Source organism: Hahella ganghwensis DSM 17046, from assembly GCF_000376785.1.
Lineage (GTDB): Bacteria > Pseudomonadota > Gammaproteobacteria > Pseudomonadales > Oleiphilaceae > Hahella > Hahella ganghwensis.
In genome coordinates this window covers 1-17,633 of record NZ_AQXX01000136.1, presented here as the reverse complement: position 1 = coordinate 17,633, position 17,633 = coordinate 1, and the positions used below count along the sequence as shown (strand labels likewise).

The 17,633-nt window shown below is 43.5% G+C and carries 14 protein-coding genes and 1 pseudogene; 13 read left to right on the top strand and 2 right to left on the bottom strand.

Annotation, left to right across the window (positions count from 1 at the left end; all coding sequences use genetic code 11):
• Nucleotides 1-142: 142 nt before the first annotated feature.
• The 10 genes from F566_RS0124210 to F566_RS0124165 all read left to right on the top strand — a co-directional run bounded on the left by F566_RS0124210 (nt 143) and on the right by F566_RS0124165 (nt 12,395).
• Nucleotides 143-574, top strand: a complete 432-nt coding sequence (locus tag F566_RS0124210) for a pilin (protein WP_020409620.1) — start codon at nt 143-145, stop codon at nt 572-574.
• Between the two features lie 392 nt (nt 575-966).
• Nucleotides 967-2,820, top strand: a complete 1,854-nt coding sequence (locus F566_RS35765) for a tetratricopeptide repeat protein (RefSeq protein WP_157497055.1) — start codon at nt 967-969, stop codon at nt 2,818-2,820.
• Nucleotides 2,792-3,646, top strand: a complete 855-nt coding sequence (locus F566_RS0124200) for a glycosyltransferase family 2 protein (RefSeq protein WP_020409618.1) — start codon at nt 2,792-2,794, stop codon at nt 3,644-3,646. Before F566_RS35765 ends, F566_RS0124200 begins: the two co-directional genes overlap by 29 nt.
• Complete coding sequence (locus F566_RS0124195) at nt 3,639-4,871, top strand: glycosyltransferase family 4 protein (RefSeq protein ID WP_026180290.1); 1,233 nt, start codon at nt 3,639-3,641, stop codon at nt 4,869-4,871. Before F566_RS0124200 ends, F566_RS0124195 begins: the two co-directional genes overlap by 8 nt.
• A gap of 1 nt (nt 4,872) precedes the next feature.
• Nucleotides 4,873-6,726, top strand: a complete 1,854-nt coding sequence (asnB, locus tag F566_RS33900; RefSeq protein WP_033416836.1) for an asparagine synthase (glutamine-hydrolyzing) — start codon at nt 4,873-4,875, stop codon at nt 6,724-6,726.
• Nucleotides 6,716-7,810, top strand: coding sequence for a glycosyltransferase (locus F566_RS33895; RefSeq protein ID WP_169334462.1), 1,095 nt, complete (start codon nt 6,716-6,718; stop codon nt 7,808-7,810). The genes asnB (F566_RS33900) and F566_RS33895 overlap by 11 nt, the downstream gene beginning before the upstream one ends.
• 1 nt (nt 7,811) lies before the next feature.
• On the top strand, nt 7,812-9,086 hold the full coding sequence (locus tag F566_RS0124180; protein WP_020409614.1) for an oligosaccharide flippase family protein: 1,275 nt from the start codon (nt 7,812-7,814) through the stop codon (nt 9,084-9,086).
• The gene (gene asnB / locus F566_RS0124175; protein ID WP_020409613.1) at nt 9,086-10,837 is read left to right on the top strand and encodes an asparagine synthase (glutamine-hydrolyzing); all 1,752 of its coding nucleotides are present in this window, start codon (nt 9,086-9,088) and stop codon (nt 10,835-10,837) included. Before F566_RS0124180 ends, asnB (F566_RS0124175) begins: the two co-directional genes overlap by 1 nt.
• Complete coding sequence (locus F566_RS33890) at nt 10,830-11,591, top strand: TylF/MycF/NovP-related O-methyltransferase (protein ID WP_020409612.1); 762 nt, start codon at nt 10,830-10,832, stop codon at nt 11,589-11,591. Before asnB (F566_RS0124175) ends, F566_RS33890 begins: the two co-directional genes overlap by 8 nt.
• A gap of 51 nt (nt 11,592-11,642) precedes the next feature.
• Nucleotides 11,643-12,395, top strand: a complete 753-nt coding sequence (locus F566_RS0124165) for a class I SAM-dependent methyltransferase (RefSeq protein WP_020409611.1) — start codon at nt 11,643-11,645, stop codon at nt 12,393-12,395.
• Nucleotides 12,396-12,936: 541 nt separating this feature from the next.
• On the opposite strand, the gene F566_RS0124155 is transcribed toward F566_RS0124165, so the two are convergent.
• Both F566_RS0124155 and F566_RS0124150 read right to left on the bottom strand, forming a co-directional pair.
• On the bottom strand, nt 12,937-13,329 hold the full coding sequence (locus tag F566_RS0124155; protein WP_020409610.1) for a DCC1-like thiol-disulfide oxidoreductase family protein: 393 nt from the start codon (nt 13,327-13,329) through the stop codon (nt 12,937-12,939).
• Nucleotide 13,330: 1 nt separating this feature from the next.
• Nucleotides 13,331-14,896, bottom strand: coding sequence for a hypothetical protein (locus tag F566_RS0124150; RefSeq protein ID WP_026180288.1), 1,566 nt, complete (start codon nt 14,894-14,896; stop codon nt 13,331-13,333).
• Nucleotides 14,897-15,503: 607 nt separating this feature from the next.
• On the opposite strand from F566_RS0124150, the gene F566_RS0124145 reads away from it, so the two are divergent.
• From F566_RS0124145 to F566_RS37760, 3 genes and pseudogenes are all read left to right on the top strand, one after another.
• Nucleotides 15,504-16,526, top strand: a complete 1,023-nt coding sequence (locus F566_RS0124145; RefSeq protein WP_026180287.1) for a glycosyltransferase — start codon at nt 15,504-15,506, stop codon at nt 16,524-16,526.
• A gap of 143 nt (nt 16,527-16,669) precedes the next feature.
• Nucleotides 16,670-17,203: pseudogene (locus F566_RS37765) on the top strand (class I SAM-dependent methyltransferase); the annotation flags it as partial.
• Between the two features lie 180 nt (nt 17,204-17,383).
• Nucleotides 17,384-17,633 (top strand): IS5/IS1182 family transposase (locus F566_RS37760; RefSeq protein WP_026180286.1); only part of this gene is annotated, 250 nt, incomplete at its 3' end.

Below are 17,633 nucleotides of genomic sequence, written 5' to 3'. Positions count from 1 at the left end.
GAAGGGGATTGCCGACTTTTGGTATGAATATGATTAATAAGAAAAAATAAAAAGTTGGCCTGATACCAGCAGTGTATTTGGCAAGGTACGGGCGGTCCCGCTTGGCCGACTTCGAGTTTTTTAATTAGGTAGGAGATTTTTCATGAAATCTAACCAGCAAGGTTTTACTCTGATTGAATTGATGATTGTTGTAGCAATCATCGGTATTCTGGCTGCTGTGGCGATTCCCGCTTATCAGGACTACACCGTTCGCGCTAAAATTTCAGAAGTTATGGTAATTGCATCTGCAGCCAAAACCACAACTTCTGAGTACTATCTGTCTACTGGTAGTATGCCTGCATCTACTGGTGAAGCTGGTATCAACACCAATGCACTTCAAAGTGATTACCTGAACTCCATCAACTTCTCCACCAATGCGACTGGTGCGGTGTTGACTTACACTCTGAAAAACCTGGTGGCGGACGCAAACGGTCAAACCATTGTGTTTACCGGTTCTGGCGACGCTAACGGTGTTCAGTGGAGTTGTGACGAAGGTACTTTGGCAGATAAATACCTGCCTGCTAACTGCCGTTAATCGGTTCTTTAAGAAAAAGCTCCCATCCGGGAGCTTTTTTTATCTGCAACGTGGCTTGGTTGATGGAGATAATGCTGGAGCTAAAGTGGCAACTACTAACTATGTAGTAGTCCGGCATGACGCTTTCGCGAGTGTCGGGAAATTAAATTGAGATATCTTGTAGCCAGTTCTGGATGAATCCGGAAAAAATGCTTTAATATCTAAATATTTACCGTTCCAAATATTAGAATTCCGTAACCTCTCCATTGCTGAGTTATGTAATGAATTACTCCTTGTCAGATAGATCACTTCTGAAATCTGCTCTATATACTGTATTTTTTTTGGCACTCTTGCTTGTGGTCTCAGTTCTGTATTGGCCGGGACTGACAGGGCCTTTTTTGCTGGATGATTCCGTGAATCTGGTTGCCTTGGGCAACGGTGTGACTGATTGGGAATCGGCATTTCAGTTTATATTTTCCAATACTTCAGGAAAGTTGGGTCGTCCTGTGTCGATGGCGTCATTTCTGCTGTCGGATCAGTACTGGCCTGCGCCATCTTATAGCTTCAAGTACGTCAACCTGATGATTCATCTTCTTTGTGGCGTATTGATTTTTTACCTGGTATACCGCTTATTGTTGCTTGTGGAAACTAAGCCTCACAGTGCCTGCCTGATAGCAGCGTTGGTAGGAGGAGTGTGGCTGATTCATCCATTAAACGTATCCACGGTACTGTATGTCATTCAGCGCATGACCCAGTTATCTGCGTTATTCTCTTTGTGTGCCTGCATCTTTTATATTGTGGGACGAGACAGAATGCAGGCAAATCGCAAATTCGGTCTGTTGTTTGTCATGTTGGCGATCATGCCTTTTTCAGCATTGGCAGTGTTAAGTAAGGAAAATGGAATACTGGCTCTGCTTTTCCTTTTGATTATTGAATGGGTGTTCTTTCAGAAAAATAAGCGAACGGCTTACTTTAAAGTTATCTACTTCAGCGGGGTGATATTCCCTCTACTCATCCTGGTTGGCTATTTTGTCATTAATATGGATTCGCTGTTACGTCCATACGAAAATCGTGAATTTACGTTGCAGCACAGGCTGCTGACAGAACCCAGAATACTATTTGATTATATTGGCTATATCCTTGCGCCAAGGTCTTATGGTTCCGGCTTAATGCATGACGATTTTGTTGTTTCGGCTTCCTTGTTAGAGCCTTGGACAACGTTGTCTGCTCTAGTGGCTATTTTTGTTCTAGTGGTGGCTGCCTTTCTTACTAGAGTGAAAGCTCCATTATTTAGTTTTGGTGTTTTGTTTTTCTTTGGTGGCCACTTGCTTGAATCTACTTTTTTGCCGCTGGAGTTGTATTTTGAACACCGGAATTACCTGCCGATGGTTGGTGTTTTTCTGGCTCTGGGTCAGATATTTCTTCTTGTTGGAAGGTTAATTGGCGCTCCCATTGGGCGTTTCTTGCTCGTGGGAACATTTTGTCTCTATCTGGTGGCTGGAAGCTTTCTGACACATCAGTCTGCCCGTATATGGGGAGATTTGTTTAATCTGCTGACATTCTGGGCAACTGAGCATCCTGACTCTTTGCGTGCTCAGCGCGTTTACGGCCAGTTTTTGGGGAATATACCGGAGTGGGCGGATACTGGTGTGAGAATTTTAAGCAAAGCGCATGAAAAGTTCCCCGATGATATATCCCTACCCATCGCTGAATTGAATATTGCTTGCAAACACCAGGTCATCACAGATAAAGATATGGATTATGTAATCAGCAGGTTGGATTCTGCCAGCTACAATGGTGGCCTACTGACAGTTACCAAGAACTTTGGGGATTTTTACATTGACGGCAAATGTGCATCGGAAGAATCCAGGGGAAAAGCTCTCCGGATTGTTGAGGCTTTAACCGATGCGTCAGGAATGAAAGGAGCTCAAAAGGCAGAGCTTCTATTCTTCCTGGGAGAAAAATATGCTGGGCAGGGTAACCTGAATGCTGCAATGAAATTGCTGGACGAAGCTGCTCTTCACCAGCGAATTTCTGTAGTGCATGTTCGACAGGCACAGTATCTGGCTTCAGCCGGCTTGTATGATGACGCTTTGGAATATATCGAAAAGGCCTATCTTCTAGATGAATCACGCCGACGCAAACGGATTGTTCCTTCACAGGCAGATACGATAAAGCAGCTCGAAATGAAAATACGGGCTCTGAAACAGATGAACCATTCTGCAGATAACGGAACTCATGAACTTATCGATAATAATACCCAGTAAAAACGAAGCGGCTTCTCTCGTCACGTTGTTGCCGAAACTAAAATCTCTTTATCCATCAGATGAAATCATTCTGGTGAACGATGGTTCTACCGATAATACGTCAGAGATATGTAAAGAAAACAATGTGATAGAGGTAAAGCATCCCTACTCAAAAGGTAACGGCGCGGCAATCAAGTCAGGTGCCAGGGCTGCTACCGGAGATGTTTTGGTGTTCATGGATGCGGATGGCCAGCATGAGCCCGAAGATATCGTCAAACTAACCGCCAAGATCGAGGAAGGTTTTGATCTGGTTGTTGGCTCGCGGGGTCGTGATTCCCAGGCTTCTGCGGGGCGTTACCTCGCGAACAGTTTTTACAACTGGTTCTCATCCTGGATGGTCGGGCAAAAGGTGATGGACCTGACATCAGGATTTCGTGCGGTGATAAGGTCGAAATTCATTCGCTTTCTTTATATGTTACCAAATGGCTTTTCGTATCCAACCACCTCAACGATGGCGTTTTTTCGTGCTGGGTATTCGGTGTGTTATGTGCCGATCAAAGTCAAAGAGCGCATTGGTACCAGTCATATCAAGTTATTTAAGGATGGATTCCGGTTTCTGTTGATTATATTCAAAATCGGAACACTTTATTCACCTCTCAAGCTGTTTTTTCCGGTATGTGCGTCCCTCTTCTTTTTGGGGTTGTCCTACTATGGGTACACATATGTGTCAGCAGGCCGCTTTACCAATATGTCAGCGTTACTCTTCATATCAAGTCTTCTGTTTTTTGCTCTAGGGCTAATATCAGAGCAGGTCAGTAACTTGCAGTATATGAAGCAGGATGACTGACGCTACTTGCAATATGAACTCTCGCCTCAGAGTGCTCGAATGTACCACCTCCTATCCTCTGACCACTTCCAGTGTCAGCGGGGTTTTTGTCGGGAGGCTTGCTGAAGCGCTTGCGAAGAAGTGCCTGGTATCAGTGGTAACACCGGATGATCATTTTTCACCTGATGAATCTGTAGCCTGTTCCGATACACTTCGGCTTCACAGAGTTCGCTATGCACCGAAATCCTGGCAGAAACTGGCACATCAACCCGGGGGTATACCGGTATTCCTCCGAACACATCCCGGGTATTGGATTCTGGTGCCTGTTTTGCTGCTGTCGTTCTTGTGGAAAATTATCAAAGTCTCCAGACATGTTGATGTTATTCATGCCAATTGGGCAATTTGCGGCTTTATTGCAGGGCTTGGCAGGTGGTTTCATAGGAAAGTTGTGGTGACAACGCTAAGGGGGGAGGATATCAATCAGACCAGCCCGATTAGCCGTTATATCCTTACCAAGTCTATTGCTTGGAGTGATGGCGTGGTTTTCGTTGGTGAGGGTTTAGATGGCAAGATATCCGGCATGTATAACCCAGAGAAAGCTGTGGTTATTCACAATGGAGTGGCGGATGAGTTTGTAAGATTGGGGCTCTCTAAAAAAGACAAGGCCGTCTCCTCCGATGTTATAGAGTTGACGACTGTTGGTAGCCTTATTCCGCGTAAAAATGTTCAGCTTATTTTTAAGGCTCTGGCTATGCGAGAGAAAAGCCTGCCAAAGCTGAAACTGAATGTCATTGGAGAAGGGAAGGAAAGGCAGAAGTTAACGCAGCTGGCAAAAGATCTCTCACTGGCTGACCAGATTGTGTTCCATGGCAGTTGTCCTCCAGAGGACGTCGCGGAGCTGCTTTCCCGCACCACAATATTTATTAGCGCCAGTACAGGCGAAGGGCGACCAAATGCGGTAGTCGAAGCTATGGCGTCCGGTTGTTGTGTGATTGCCAGTGATATTGCGCCACATACGCAATTGATTTGTCCCGGACAGGATGGTCTGGTCTTCGAATCGGAAAATGAAAGAGACTTGGCTAAAGCGATTGATGGATGCCTAAACGACATCGAGAATACGTTGCATATGGGACAGGAGGCTTGTCAGAAGGTCAAAAAACTGGGAATGACCTGGGAAGGCTGTGCCGATAAATATATGAAATTCTTCGGCCGATTTGTACCATCTACCGGTTCTAAGGCTGGCTAAGATGTGTGGTATAGCCTACATGTTCCAACCAGGGATGAAGGTCGAGGAAATGACTTCGAGAATGGAAAGCGCCCTGAACATTATGCGACACAGGGGCCCTGACGCCAGTGGCACTTCAGGCGGCGATGATTGGATGATTGGTCACCGAAGGCTGTCTATTATTGATCTTTCTTCCAGTGAACAGCCTATGTTTTCACCTGATGGGCGTTTCGTACTCACCTTTAATGGCGAGATATACAATTACCGTGAACTCAGGGGAGGGCTGTCGAATCGATGGAGCTTTCAAACCTCCGGTGATACAGAAGTCGTCCTGGCGGGCATCTTGTGTGAAGGTCCGGAGTTTATCCGCAAAATGGATGGGATGTGGGCTTTTGCGTTTTGGGATCAGGAAGAAAAAGCTTTATTAATGAGTCGGGACCGATTCGGAAAGAAGCCTCTTTATTATCATTCCGATCATAACAGCTTGTCGCTGGCCTCAGAACTGCCTGCACTGCAAACTTTATTGGGCGGTGAGCTACCTGAAGAAGATCTACATAGCCGGGCAGATTACTTCCGACACGGTTTTTTTGCACCAGGCAAAACCCTCTATGATAGTGTCTGTGAAATACTGCCCGGCCATTATGCCTACTGGAGACCGGGCGCAGAGATAGAAAGCAAGGCATACTGGAAGCTTGAAGTGATGCCATATACTGGTAGTTACTCTAATGCCTGCTCACGTTTTCGAACATTATTGTCTGAGTCTCTGGAAAAGAGACTGGTATCTGATGTTGAAGTTGGGGCGCTGTTGTCCGGTGGTGTCGATTCTTCTTTGATCGTGACGCTCCTGACCCGCGAATTCGGGCTGTCTCCTAAAACCTTTACAATTGGCTTCAAGAGCCGGTCTTTTGATGAGAGTCATTATGCCCGCAGGGTTGCTGAAGGGTTAGAAATTACCAACTATTCTGAAACGGTTGAAAAACTGGTGCCAGAAGACTTTTTTAGTCTTTTGGATAACGCCTTGGGGCAACCGTTTGGAGATGTTTCTATGCTGCCGGCTGCGAAAGTGGCCGAACTTGCCGGAAGACATGTAAAAGTGGCGCTTTGTGGCGACGGCGCAGACGAGGTCCTGTCGGGCTATCAACGTTATCAAGGGCGCATTCTCTCCCGATATTATCTGACGTTACCTCAGAAGCTGCGGTCTGCTGTCACGAAAGCACTAAAGAAAATTCCTGCCTCACACTCTCACCATAGTCGAAGTCTAGTCAAGAAAGCACAGTTATTTGTGTCGCTTGCAGAGCGTTATGAGAAATTTCCCCAGCACTTGACCCCGCGCTTACTGATGGAAGCTGATGAGCAGACCTATTTCCCCGATTTAAGTGGATTTGGATATATTGTCAGCCATCCTTTGGGGGAGTCTTCTCCCTCTGAGGTTATCAGCATGATGTTGGATGACATGGTGAACTATCTCCCGCAGGATATATTGCTTAAAAGTGACAGGTCGAGCATGTATCACTCTCTTGAGGTACGTTCCCCTTTTTTGGATTACCAACTGGCTGAATTTGCCTTCAGTCTCCCTGTCTCATGGCATAGACGCGGATTATCCGGTAAAAGGATACTGAGGAAAGCTTATTCAGATATGCTGCCGAGCTATGTGCTGAAAAGACGTAAACAAGGATTTTCTGTTCCCGTATCTGAGTGGTTACTGGGAGATCTTGGTGACTATCTGAAAGAATCTGTCAGGCAAAACCCTCAACTGGGAGGAACTGGGACGTCCATTCTAGCGTTGCTCGATCAGCACAGAAACAGAACGACCGACTATGGCCTGCTGCTTTGGTCTTTGTTGGTTTATTTGCGGTGGCAGCATCGTGGGTCGTAGTGTGGGGAAAGTGGTATTCCTTTTGCCCTCGATGGAACACGGTGGAGCAGAAAAGGTATTCTGTGAACTCTGCCAGTACCTATATGATGCTGGGCATGACGTCCAGTTGATCTGTCTGGATAAAACTGGTGGGCTGGTTGATGTGTATGGTCAGGTTCCCTGGATTGAATATCTCAGTGAGCCCGGAGCCCATGCGCCAATCGTCTCTCGAGTCATACAGTGGTGGAAGCTTCGTAGGCTGGTTGATCGTCAAAAGGCCAAACGGGTTGTCTCTACCATTACTGGCATGAATCTGTTTACGCTGCTGTGCTTTGGATTCGACAGAAAGGTCGAAGTGTGGATTCGTGAGGCCAGTTCACTGGAAAACACTAAATCCGGATTAAAACGTGTGATGATGCGAATACTCTATCGATTCGCAGATAAAATTATTTGCACATCTGATTATGTAGCCCATCAACTCGCCGATGGATACGTCAATAAGCCAGAGAAGCTTGAGTTAATGCCGAATCCGGTGGATGTCTCCCGTATTGTTTCCCTGGCGCAGCAGCCGTTACCTTCGGATATCAATATTGAATCAACCGTTCCCTTACTGGTTGCGGTAGGTCGGCTGGTGCCCGCGAAGGGATATGACGTATTGATTGATGCGGTCAGGGAGCTGACCAAGAGGCGTCCGGTTCGTCTGCTCATCGTTGGTGACGGCCCCCAAGGAAATGAGCTGGAAGATCTGATTCGGCAATATGAGCTAAGCCAGTCTGTGATATTGATGGGGTATCTGCAGAACCCCTATCCATACATCGCCAATGCACGCGTATTCATACTTTCCTCTCGCTGGGAAGGTTATGTGAACGTTCTGATTGAAGCGATGGTTCTGCAGCGTCCTATCGTTGCTACCGATTGCAATAGTGGTCCGGGTAAATTGCTGAAAGATCGAATGGGGATGGAACTTTGTCCTGTTGGTGATGCAATGGCTTTGGCGAATTTCATTCAGAAGGAACTGGAGTCCGGGGATGTCAAAAAAGACTATAGTTCGTTGGTCAAACTTCATGATATAGAGCATATCGCTCGTTTTTATCTTGAGCGATAGAATGAATATAAGTACCCAGAGAATTCTCAAAAATGCGGCCTACCTGCTCAGTGCCAATACCATCGCTACAGCAATTGGCTTTTTAACGCTGATTTTAACGGCCAGATATTTAGGGCCTGACGATTTTGGGTTTCTAGTATTAATTCAGGCATATGTGACTCTGTATGTGACGGTTTTGAATTTTCAGACGGCACCACCTGCGATTAAATACGGAACTGAATATGTGCATTCGCATGATCTGTCTGGGCTTAATCAGTTACTGACACTATTTATTTCCATTGATCTACTGATTTCAATTCTGGGGGGGATACTGGCATATGCCGTATACTTTATCCTGTTGGATACATCTTTGAGTGATATTAAATCCCAGGTTGTTTGTGTCTATCTGGCAACGATCTTTTTTAATATATCTGGTAGCTTCAATGGGTTGCTAAGAATAGCAAACCGCTTTCTTGATATAGGAAGGGCGCAAGTAGCTCTCTTTTCAATGCGATTCCTGATGGTTTGCCTTGTAATGTGGTTTGATGGAAGTCTGCTGCATATGGCAATAGCTTGGGCAATACCTGAAATATTAACTCATATATTGGTGGTGTTTTGGGGATTAAGAGCCTATCGAAGCCAATTTGGAGAGATGTTTCGGCTTGCTGCTTTCAGGATTAAGCACTTCCGTTCAGAACTAGGGTTCATGGTGGCAAACAACTTCGATGTTTCTATTCGTGCGCTGTCAAAACAGTTGGATGTGATTCTATTGGGATTGTTCGCCGGAAAAGAGGTTGTGGGGCTATATAAAATTGCAGTTCAGCTATGTTCTTTACCTTTAAGGTTCACGGACCCTATATATCAATCATTACTGCCAGAACTGTCGTCTATGCATTCTAAAGGGCAGTATGCACAGTCAAAAAGCATCGTGACAAAATTTGCATTATACGGCCTTCTGGTATTTTTGGGGGTTTATCTGGTTTTTTTGCTTATTGGAGAACCTGTCATCGGTTTGATATTCGGAGAAGAATATCTGGGCGTATTCCCAATAATGAGCTGGTATTTGGTCGCTGTTTCAGGAGGCTTTATCGGGCTGCCTTTTGTTCCCTACTTCCACTCTCTCGGTTTGGCCAGGTCGTGTCTGAATATTCAGATCGTTGCTACCTCAATTTATCTGGTTTTCTTGTATTTTCTGACAAGGGACTACCATGCTATCGGTGCGGCCGCGGCGTATATTGTGTACTTCTTTGTCTGGTTGGTTCTCGCTATTGGATATTTCAGGCGGTGTAAATACTGATGTGTGGAATTTTTGGAGTCGCAAATATTGATGTTGCTGGTCATGCTGGCCATCTGCGGAGTTGTTTGGAAGTTTTGCAGCATCGAGGGCCCGATGGCATCGGCGACTGGAAAAGCGAATCTGTTTACCTGGGCCATAACAGGCTCAGCATTATTGATCTTTCCGAAGCTGGTAGACAGCCTATGTCCAGCGGACAGGTGGTTATATGTGTTAATGGGGAAATATATAACTACCCTGAACTGAAAAAGTTATTAGAGAAAAAGTACCAGTTCAAAAGCGGCTCTGATTCAGAAGTTATCCTCCATGGATTTATGGAATGGGGAGTTGAGGGCCTGCTTTCCAGGCTTGAAGGAATGTATGCCTTTAGTGTTTACGATATAGATAACCAAAAGATTTATCTGGTTCGGGATAGAAGCGGTATAAAGCCTCTATACTACTCAAGTATTGATGGTCAGCTTGGTTGGGCGTCTGAGCTAAAGGCTCTTGAGTCGTTTTATAACCTCGGGGATAACAATGTGGATCCCGAGAGCATACTTGATTTTTATACTTATAAATATATTCCGGCCCCAAAGACATTATATCGACAAGTACAAAAGCTATTACCGGCACACTATCTGGAATACGATCTTCCAACTAAACAGATTGAGATAAAAAAATATTGGGATATCAGCTTTTCCGAATCGTCGGATGACTACCAGACAGCAAAAGATAAGCTGTCTGGTATGATATCTCGTGCAGCTAAAATGCAGCTTTTAAGCGATGCTCCGGTCGGGGCATTTTTGAGTGGAGGTATCGACTCATCTCTGCTTCTATCAATGTTAAGCAGAACTGGTCATCGCATACCCACATTCTCTATCATCTTTAATAATCCGAAATATGATGAAAGCCTGCGGATAAACTCCATTGTTGATCATTTGGGGTTGGAAAATACCCAACTGAAATTGGAGGGGCGTCAAGCTGGCGAAAATTTTAAAAGAATGCGTCGCTGGTTTGATGAACCTTTCGGAGATTTCTCCTCTCTTGCCACCTATGAACTCTGTTCCCTGGCTTCCAGCTCAGTTAAGGTCGCAATAAGTGGAGATGGTGCGGATGAGTTATTCGGTGGCTACAAAAGATATTTGGCGCAAGTCGACCTTGATTCTTCAAAAAAATACGATAGGTTTGATGTATTTAAATACTTTAAAGCTCTATTTGGATGGACAGTACCCGGGAGGTTGGTCCGGTATCTCGAAAGCAAACTTTTAAGCGGTTTAGATCTTTATTGCTTTTTAACTGGAGGCTTGCTGCCGAATGAATCAATGGCAATTGCCAAAAGGTTAGGAGTTTCCAGTGATTATGATCTTTATTGGCACTTCAAGGAGTATCTGATCCCTGAGCTTTCCCCCTTAAAAAGAATGCAGTATATGGATTTTAAAGGCGCCATGCCTGATACAATCCTTACAAAGGTGGACAGGCTGAGTATGTCCACCTCACTGGAAGTAAGAGTGCCATACCTAGATACATCCGTCGTAGAGTACGCATTTAGTATGCCTGATAAATGGTTAGTGTCAGGACATGAAACCAAAATGATATTGAGAGATATGGCAAGTGATTTTTTACCTCGGTCAATATATACAGCTGGGAAAAAAGGTTTCGGAGTTCCGCCGGAACTTAGATTGAACTCTTCAGGAAAGCGTTGTTGGGGGCAAGATAAAATTCTATCGGAACTCTATATTGATTTGGAAACTGTCAGAAGGTTGTACAATGGATAAAATATTCGGTTTTTTAAAGTTCTTGTGGTTGGCAGTATTCGGGTCGAAAGTGACACGTGCTGATGCCAGATATGAAATTTTAAGCTCGTTAACTTCACGCTGGGGTTACCGTTTATACAATCGCAAGCTTTGGTGGCACAAAGATCATGCCTTTATGGATATGTGGAATGGATTTCCCGAAGCCAGTAACAAGATCCATGAACGTCGGTATGTTTTATATAACCTAACCAAATCCTTGACGAATCTTGAGGGTGATACTGCAGAATGTGGCGCATTTCGTGGTGGGGGGAGTTATATCATTTTATCCGCTCTGTCAGATAGTACTGCACAGCACCATATATTTGACTCATTTGAAGGACTTTCTGATCCGGCAGAGGTTGATGCGCCAACAGAAGATGATACATATGAATGGAAGGCCGGAGATCTCTGGACAGATGAATCTGTAGTAATTAAAAACCTTTCTTTGTTTAAGGATAGGATAAAAATATATAAAGGATGGATACCAGAGAGATTCAGCGAGGTTAGCGATAAGAAGTTTCGTCTTATTCATATTGATGTGGACTTATATCAACCTACTTTGGATACGTTGTCATTCTTTTACGAAAGAATGGTTCCAGGTGGCATGATTGTATGTGATGACTATGGATTTGAGACATGTCCGGGAGCCACCAAGGCGCTTGACGACTTTTTCAGAGATAAAACAGAGAGTGTAATTCATTTAACTACAGGAACAGCTTTTGTAATTAAACGCTAGAGTTTCTTGTATTTTGGGCTGTGTCTAATTTTGTTTTAAAAAGGTTTAGCAATGACTGTTCAGCGTGACTACTTTATAAAGGCCGGATATCAGCCCAATGATGAGAACAAAACAATGGATGAAGTCTCAGGTGAAGTATATTGGGATAATGGGCGAGTAAAGGCATCTTATTTATACCAGTTTCCGGTCTATGAGTATCTTTCCAGAATAATCTCTGAGAAAAAGATAACTTCAATGATCGACATTGGCTGCGGCGTAGCGTCAAAACTGGGTTATTTACATGAGAAACATCCGGACTTGAAAATCGTAGGAATTGACCAGCCAAATGCTATTGAATACTGCAAGAAAAATTATGATTTTGGTGAGTGGATTGTCGACGACTTCGAGAAACCAAGTTTACCTAGTAATATAGCATTCGGTCCTGATCTTATTATCTGCTCTGATGTAATAGAGCACTTAATAGATCCAGATGTACTTTTAAAATACATACATAAGATTGCTACCCCTGATACTATTGTCGTTCTCTCTACCCCCGATCGTGATCTATTAAGGGGAGAGAAATGTATGGTATCTCCCAATAAATATCATATCAGGGAGTGGAGCGGGGACGAGTTTAAAAAATATATCGATTCCAGAGGTTTTGATGTATTAGAGCACCTTCACCAACTACCTATAAAGTGCTCTTTAAATAGACTGTTGTTTTCAGAGATTATATTGAGAATGCTGAAGTTGCAGAACTTAAGATATAACCAGGTTGTAGTGCTGAGGGTTAAATCTGGGCACGATGCCAGTTGGTGCTCATGATTAAACAGAGTGTGCAAAGGTAACTGGAGGTTGGTTATTTTTGAGTTTGCTAAATCCGGATCTGGCGGCTGGGTATAGTTATAACTACTTCTTGGATTATGATTCGATTGGGCTGGGTGGCGGGCTCAGTACATATGGCTAGGCATTAGAATGATAGAGACATTATCTGACCAGTTATGAAGAAATACTCGTATATGCCGAAATGGGAAAGAATCCAGAGGAGAGGGAAGCAAGCCTTTGTATGGCGCACTGGTGTGCTATATATGGGGATTTTAAGTGCGTTTTTTTTATCATCATTTATGCACTTTCTAGATTCTAGGAATTCTTTTTGGTTTTTACTGATAATATCCCTAATTATTTTTCCTGTTAGCAGTTATTTTTGGGCGCAATATGTTTGGAAGAGAAAAGAAAAACAAAGATATAATTAAAGCTGGCGAATAGCCTAAGAGCACAGATCGATGCAATATAGGAACTAGCCTCAGATGGGAACATATTAAAAAAGATCAGGACAAGACACCCACAAACTAGTTGGTAAGGTTGCCTACTGATTAATCCTTTTTCGACCGAGCAGAAAAAGTGTTAAATTCCGAAACGCTCTCATGATGGGATAGAGTATCTTCGAGAGCGTTTTAGATTTGAAAACCATTCCATTAAGCTTGTTAAAAAAGTCACTGCCAGTCGTCATCTGACTTAAGATATTCAGGCAATCTGCACCGTGGTACCAATCACCACCAATCTTAGTAGCCATACCTTCATCGAGATCGATATTCAGTTTTTGAGCTTCAACAACGTACTCATTTTCCTGCTCTCTGGCATTGATCAACACCACATTCCCCATCGCTTTCTTGAGCTTTAGGAAATGGGTGTATTTTGTACAATAAGGACACTCTCCATCGTAAATAATAATGATCTGGGACTGTTCGGCAGAGGGCATACTAATTGACCTTTATAGGCATGCTTTCTGATTGGTTTAAGACTGTTTTGACTACTTTACCAGACTTTATATCCGTGCATTCAGACTCTATTTGAATTTTGTAGCTGGCAATCATTCTCTTGTCCAGATTGTTAAATTCATTATGCAACAATGGATTAGACCAGACATGGTGCGGAAACAGGTCGTAGGAAATCTGGCCGTCCTCGGGATCAATATTCTCTAGAATCCAACGGTGATGCTTGACCAGCACTTTTTCCAGATGAGTATAATCCAATGTCGAATTATTCACTTCAAATAACGGCTGGCATTGGTCAGCAGCCTGCTTAATTTTAAAAGTATCTGTGGCACCCAATGCACCTACTCTTGCTAAATGCCCTGGCCAGCTTGGTAGAAGTCTACCTTGTGTAAATGTCAGAGACGCATTGAGAAAATAATTGGTTGGCACGTCATATTCGGTACCATCATCTGTAATGGCGACTACTTTCGCGTGTCGAAGAGTTGGTGTGTCATACCAGGCAAGTTGAGCAGTAAAGAACCCAAGAATTCCGAAGATGACCGTCACAAAGCCCAATACTTTGTGTCCTGTGGAAAACTTCTGACCTCTAATGGTTGAAACACCTGCGATGATCAGCATGTTGAGCACTATCCACTTCCAGAAGAATATGCCGCTGAGAAAGAAGATGGCGATGTGCATCAGGTCATAAAATATCGTGATCGCAATGATGTGTACTGGCCGGAAAATTAAAAACAGACAGCCCAGCTGGGTTAGCAGGACAATCCAGTTAATCGCTGGGTTCAGTACTATTGACGCTTCATAGACGGCATTGGTAATTGCAGGCCAGTGGCCGATGGGTAACAAACCACTCTCTAGGGCATTAGGAAGAAGATTGTAGGTGTTATTTTCCAGAACCCAGGACAATACCCCTCCATCAAGCGTAAGCTTCGCCAATCCCGAGTGAAAATAGTTTCCGAAGTGTATAGCAATAGAAAATACCAGTATGTATTTAACAAGACTGTTCAGATTGATCTCTTCCTGGTATCGGGACTTTGCGATCAGGCCCAATAGCAGACTACCCAGGGCCAATACCCAGCCTACTTCCAGTATTGGCATATAATCAGTAGGGGATAAATAGACCCCAGTTGATGCATAGTCGATGGATTTACGCCAGGCTGTGTACAATATTGGTAATAATGCAAAAGATGGGCGCCAGAGAGAGAGTAGCCCGCAAGATAAAACGAGGAATCTTGTGGCCAGGTTTAAGGTTTCAGTTGATTCGGATGAGAAGAGGTAGCTTTGATAGTTAATGGCAGCGTATATCCCCAGCATGAGAGATATACCCTTGATGATGATCGTCAGGGATTGAGCTTGCTTGAGGTAGCGGATTTGCCACAGTAGTGTGCTGAAAAAAAATGTCGCAAGAGCAAAGGGGAATATATTATCTATGTTCGCTGCATGAAATAGAAAATGTTTTGTTAGATAGGCAAAAAATATGAGCGTGATAACTAATGGCCAGACCTTTCGTTGACTGACTTCACTATCTAATGCTGTGTTACTAAATGTATTCATATTTTTTATAAAGTAAATTTATGCTGACTTTTATATCAATGCGGGACTGATTTAATTTATTGCATTTTCCGGGAAATAGTAACTTAATACAACCGGATAGTTTGCATAACTCAAATAAAGTTATTGTAGATGGTTTGTATTTGGAATAGAGACTTTAGTTGGAGCGAGGATATCTCAGGTGACTGTGTGTTGCGTCTCTGGATTGATTGGTTGGTGGAAAAAGGCTGTGCTACTATGAACTGCTGCCAAGCCTATCTCGGCATCGCTAAGTGCAAACGACTAGGGTTTTCTTGCTCCTTTTTTAATCTCTATAGTTTGAAAGAATTGTTCTCTAGGGAAAATAGGTGTTAAAAAGTGATAATCTTCCAATTCGAAAAAAATAATCGCTATAAAAAAGTATTCTAAGCCTCTGTGGCAGAACTCTGATATTTTTTTGATTTAGAATTCTCTGTTTATTCAACAGAATGGTAAATAAATACCAGAAATTCTGCCTTTAAACACATGTATACATTAAAACCTTATTATAATGAAAATGAACTCCAAGCTTATTTATCTTTCTGCATCAACAATTCCATCCTTGTCCGCAAATAGCATTCATGTAATCAGAATGAGCGATGCCTTCAGTAGGCAGGGATTTGATGTCACTTTGTTGGCTCGAAAAGGGAAAGGAGTGAATGATGTGCGCCATTATTACGGGTGTGTGAATCAGTTTAAGATTAAACTGTTTCCAACGATTAACTTACCTGGTATTAGTTTTTTAACCTCAGTCCTTTACTTGTTGACGATTCTTCGAGCAAGAAAAGCCATTTTCTATGGACGTGACATTCCGTCGTTGTTTATTTGCTCAATTTTGCGAAAGCCATTTTTCTATGAGAGTCATGGTGTTCCCCATAAATGGCTTCTCAAATATATGGAGCAAAAAATCCTTAAAAGTACTTCGCTCCAAGGTATTATATATATATCGCAGGCACTTAAGGGGATGTATGAAAATGATGCGAAGTCGATTGTATTGCACGATTCGGCTGATGAGCCCAAATCTTTTGATGATATGATGATACTTAAGGGGGGGAATACATTTAATGCGGTCTACGTTGGATCCCTTTATCCAGGGAGAGGAACTGATCTGATATATGAAATGGCATCAAGAGTGCCGGAGGTAGGGTTTCATTTATTTGGTGGGACAGAAACTGAAGTGACACGAAATGAAGAAATCGTTGCCCGGCTTGGTTTGGGGAATGTGTACTTCTATGGATATGTCGCACCTTCCGATGTTTATAAGTGCAGAAATAGTGCTGACGTTTTACTGATGCCCTACCAGAAAAAGGTAATGACGATAAATAACGCCAGCGAGACCTCTCAGTATATGTCGCCTTTGAAGATGTTTGAGTATATGTCAAGCAGAAAGCCGATTATGAGCTCAAACCACGAGGTTTTGAAGGAAGTGCTCGAAAGTGGGAGAAATGCTCTTTTATGTGACCCAAATAATGTTGAAGAATGGGTCGATTCACTTAAGAGTTTGTTGGATAACAAAGAGTTATGTGAAACCTTGTCAGAAAATGCCTATCATGACTATAAAAGTGAGTACACGTGGGATCAGCGGGCAAGCCGGTTGGCTGCTTTTTTTGAGTAATAAAAGTAAGCGTCCGAATTAAGTTGCCTACCATTCCTTTTGCCATCAGGTCGCAGCAGTTGACATCTGAGCTCGGTTGAAACAGGTGGTCTTCTGGTAAAAGGAATGCTAGAAAATTTGTCCTGATTAATTTAAGACTCTCTATGAATAAGATCCAAAGGTTTCGAATAAAACAGAATATACTTCATGGTATTGGTTACAGCCTTCCGAATCAGGCGCGGATTTTGGATATTGGATGTGGCGCAGGAGACTTGGTCAAAGTCATGAGGGATGAAGGCTATGATGCCTATGGGTGCGATCTGTCATTTAAATCGGGAGCGTGGGTAGATGAACTAGAGGCCTCCGGTGCCCTTTTAAAAATCTCGACGGATGATTATCGACTTCCTTTTGAGGATAGATCCTTAGATTTTGTTACCAGTGATCAGGTTTTTGAGCACATCCAGGACCACAACGGGGTTCTTGCTGAGATTGCCAGGGTGTTAAAGCCGGGTGGTGTAGCATTACATATCTTCCCTCCGCCTTTGATCATTTTTGAGCCTCATGTTTTTGTCCCATTTGCAGGAGTGGTACAGAGTCGGTTTTGGTTGCAGTTTTGGAGTTTGCTTGGGGTGAAAACCGCCCAGCAGAAAGGAATGAACGCGAAAGATATCGCTGAGGAGAACTATCTCTACCTCAAGTCGAAAACCAACTACCTTTCAAAGAATCAATTGAATGCAATGATTGAAGCAAACGGTTTGCGTTTCCAATACTGTGAGCAGCAATTATTGGAAAGTTACAATGATAAAACTAGGGAGGCTCTGAATAACTCCCCAAATCAGTCATACTACGGCCAACTTCACTCATCAGGAATACTATCCATGGATCAGATGACTTTCTCCGAAGCTGAATACCAGAATAAGAAGCGTAAGACCCGCCGGGAAATCTTTCTGGAGCGAATGGATAAGCTGATCCCATGGAAACGCATGGAAAAGAAGATCGCCCGCTATTACCCCAAGGGCGAGAACGGCCGCCCTCCGTATCCGTTATCCACCATGCTTCGTGTCCACTGCATGCAGCTATTTTATAACCTCAGCGATCCTGCCATGGAAGATGCGCTGTATGAGATTG

Coding starts and splice junctions, on each gene's coding strand:
- F566_RS0124210 (WP_020409620.1), top strand. CDS start 143: ATGAAATCTAACCAGCAAGGTTTTACTCTGATTGAATTGATGATTGTT.
- F566_RS0124200 (WP_020409618.1), top strand. CDS start 2,792: ATGAACTTATCGATAATAATACCCAGTAAAAACGAAGCGGCTTCTCTC.
- F566_RS0124195 (WP_026180290.1), top strand. CDS start 3,639: ATGACTGACGCTACTTGCAATATGAACTCTCGCCTCAGAGTGCTCGAA.
- asnB (WP_033416836.1), top strand. CDS start 4,873: ATGTGTGGTATAGCCTACATGTTCCAACCAGGGATGAAGGTCGAGGAA.
- F566_RS0124180 (WP_020409614.1), top strand. CDS start 7,812: ATGAATATAAGTACCCAGAGAATTCTCAAAAATGCGGCCTACCTGCTC.
- asnB (WP_020409613.1), top strand. CDS start 9,086: ATGTGTGGAATTTTTGGAGTCGCAAATATTGATGTTGCTGGTCATGCT.
- F566_RS33890 (WP_020409612.1), top strand. CDS start 10,830: ATGGATAAAATATTCGGTTTTTTAAAGTTCTTGTGGTTGGCAGTATTC.
- F566_RS0124165 (WP_020409611.1), top strand. CDS start 11,643: ATGACTGTTCAGCGTGACTACTTTATAAAGGCCGGATATCAGCCCAAT.
- F566_RS0124155 (WP_020409610.1), bottom strand. CDS start 13,329: ATGCCCTCTGCCGAACAGTCCCAGATCATTATTATTTACGATGGAGAG.
- F566_RS0124150 (WP_026180288.1), bottom strand. CDS start 14,896: ATGAATACATTTAGTAACACAGCATTAGATAGTGAAGTCAGTCAACGA.
- F566_RS0124145 (WP_026180287.1), top strand. CDS start 15,504: ATGAGCGATGCCTTCAGTAGGCAGGGATTTGATGTCACTTTGTTGGCT.